The sequence below is a fragment of the Streptomyces sichuanensis genome (genome assembly GCF_020328095.1).
Taxonomy (GTDB): Bacteria; Actinomycetota; Actinomycetes; order Streptomycetales; family Streptomycetaceae; genus Streptomyces; species Streptomyces cinnamoneus.
Window position 1 is genome coordinate 1 of the sequence record NZ_JAIXMK010000240.1, and the last position, 2,913, is coordinate 2,913.

Here is a 2,913-nt window from a genome sequence, read left to right on the forward strand (position 1 = left end):
AGACCCTGCACGACGAGGGCGTCACCACCTTCGTTGAGATCGGTCCCGGCGGTGTGCTCAGCGGAATGACGCAGAACTGCCTGGACGAGGCCGTCACCGTGCCTGTCCTGCGCGCCGACCGCCCCGAGCCGCTGGCGATCGTCACCGCTCTCGGTCAGCTCCACACCCACGGCGTCTCCCCGGACTGGAACGCCTTCTTCCCCCGCGGCCGGCGTGTCGACCTGCCGACTTACGCCTTCCAGCGCGAGCGCTACTGGCTCGACGTGCCCCAGCGCCCCGGCGATGTCCGGGCAGCCGGTCTCGGCGCGGCGGACCATCCGCTGCTCGGCGCCGCGATCGCGACCGCCGACAGCGACGGGGTCCTGCTGACCGGAGTGGTCTCGCTCGAAAGCCACCCGTGGCTCTCCGACCACGCCGTGAACGGAACCGTTCTGCTGCCCGGCACCGCGTTCGTCGAGCTGGCGATCCGGGCGGGCGACGAGGTCGGCTGCGGCCGGATCGAGGACCTCACTCTGGCCATGCCCCTGGTGGTGCCCGAGCGCGGCAGTGTCGCACTTCAGGTGTCCGTGGGCGCCGAGGACGAGGCCGGCCGACGGCTGCTGAGCGTGCACTCCCGGGCCGGTGGCGGCACGTGGGTGCGGCACGCGACAGGCGTGCTGTCCCCGGCGGAGGCACCCGCCGCGGAGCTCGTTGCGGGCACCGGCTCCTGGCCGCCCGCGGGTACGGAGGCCGTCGACCTGACGGCGTTCTACGACGGCGTGGCCGAACTCGGCCTCGAATACGGCCCGGTCTTCCAGGGCCTGCGGTCGGTGTGGCGCAGCGGGGACGAGGTCTTCGCCGAGGTCGAGCTGCCGGAGGACGCAGCTGCCGACGCGGGAGCGTTTGCCCTGCACCCGGCACTTCTGGACGCCGCTCTGCACGCCCTGGCTGCCGGTGGTCTCGTCTCTCTCGCCGACGGCCCGCAGCTGCCGTTCGCATGGTCCGGCGTCGCCGTTCAGGCGGCGGGTGCGTCCATGGTCCGCGTGAAGCTGTCGCGTGCGGGCAGCGATTCCGTGACGCTGGTCGTCGCGGACGGTGCCGGCGGCCCGGTGGCCTCGGTGGAGTCGCTGACGCTGCGCGCCGTGCCGGCGGAGCAGCTGCGCGGTGGCGGCGACGACGACTCGCTGTTCGCGCTGGAGTGGACGCCGTTCACCGCGCCGTCCGCCGCCGAAGCGCTGGTCATCGAGTCCGTCGCGGGCTTCGACGCGCTGAAGCAGCAGGACGGCGACCAGGACGGGCAGCGGGACGTCGTAGTCGTGCCGTGCCCGGCCGGATCCGGTGCGGACACGGCAACGCGTGTCCATGAAGTGACCGGTGAGGTGTTGGCGCTGGTGCAGTGGTGGCTGGCGGAGGACCGTCCGTCGCGTCTGGCGCTGGTGACCCGGCCCGGTGACCTCGCCCATGCGGCGGTGTGGGGTCTGGTCCGCTCCGCGCAGTCGGAGAACCCCGACCGGATCGTGTTGGTGGAGGCGGAGGACACCGACACGGCCGTCCGCATCCTGCCCGGTCTGATCGCCGCCGGCGAGCCGCAGTGCGCCGTGCGCGGCCAGGACGCGCTCGTACCGCGCCTGGCGAAGACGCCCGGATCCGCCACCGGCACCCCGGACTTCGGGGACGGCACCGTCCTGCTCACCGGTGCGTCCGGCGCACTGGGCGGACTGCTCGCCCGGCACCTGGTCGCCACCCACGGCGTACGCAGCCTGCTGCTGCTCAGCCGGCGCGGCGCCGACGCCCCCGGCGCGGCCGAGCTCGAAGCCGAACTGGCGGCGGAGGGCGCCCAGGTGCGCTGGGCGGCCTGCGACGCGGCCGACCGGGACGCCCTCGCCGCGGTGCTGGCCGGGACTCCGGTGACCGCCGTGGTGCACACGGCCGGCGTCCTCGACGACGGCGTGATCGCCGCGCTGACCCCGGAGCGTCTGACCGCAGTGCTGCGTCCGAAGGTGGACGCCGTGCTGAACCTCCACGAGCTGACGGGCGACCTGTCGGCGTTCGTGGTCTTCTCGTCGGTGTCCGGCATCCTGGGCAGCGCCGGTCAGGGCAACTACGCGGCGGCGAACACGTTCCTCGACGCCTTCGCCGAAGCCCGCCGGGCCCAGGGCCTTCCCGCGACCTCGCTGGCGTGGGGACTGTGGGAGCAGGGCAGCGGCATGGCCGACCGGCTCGGCCAGGCGGACGTCGCCCGGCTCAAGCGGGCGGGACTCGCCCCGATCGCCGTCGACGAGGGAATGCGGCTGTTCGACGCGGCGCTGGCCCAGGACCGGGCAGCCGTCGCCCCGCTGCGGCTGGACCTCGCCGGGCTGCAGGGCACGGTGCCCTCGGTGCTGCGAGGGCTGCGAGGCCCCGTACGGGGCACCGCGCGCCGCGCAGCGCAGACCGCGCCGAAGGGATCCCTGGGGCAGCGGCTGGCCGGGCTGCCGGAGGCCGAGCGCGAGAAGGCGGTGCTCGACCTGGTGCGTACCGAGGTCGCCGCTGTCCTCGGCCACGCCTCGGCCCAGGCCATCCAGCCGGAACACGCCTTCCAGGAAGCCGGCTTCGACTCGCTCACCTCGGTGGAGCTGCGCAACCGCCTGAACACGGCGACCGGGCTGCGGCTCCCGGCGACCATGGTCTTCGACTACCCGACCCCCGCCGCGCTCGCCCGCTTCCTGCTGGCCGAGACACTGGGCGTCCAGGAACGGTCCGAGGCCGCGGTCACCGCAAACGCTGCGGCCGACGAGCCGATCGCGATCGTGGGCATGGCCTGCCGGTACCCCGGCGGCGTGCGGTCCCCCGAAGACCTGTGGCGTCTGGTCGCCTCCGGTGGCGACGCGGTCTCCGGGTTCCCCGAGGACCGGGGCTGGGACGTGGAGAACCTCTACGACCCCGACCCCGACC

General features: G+C 74.2%; 1 protein-coding gene. It reads left to right on the forward strand.

Translation table 11 applies throughout. The features are described 5' to 3' along the window. The coding region (locus LE181_RS31605) for a type I polyketide synthase (protein ID WP_225665025.1) at positions 1-2,913 on the forward strand (2,913 nt) is incomplete at both ends.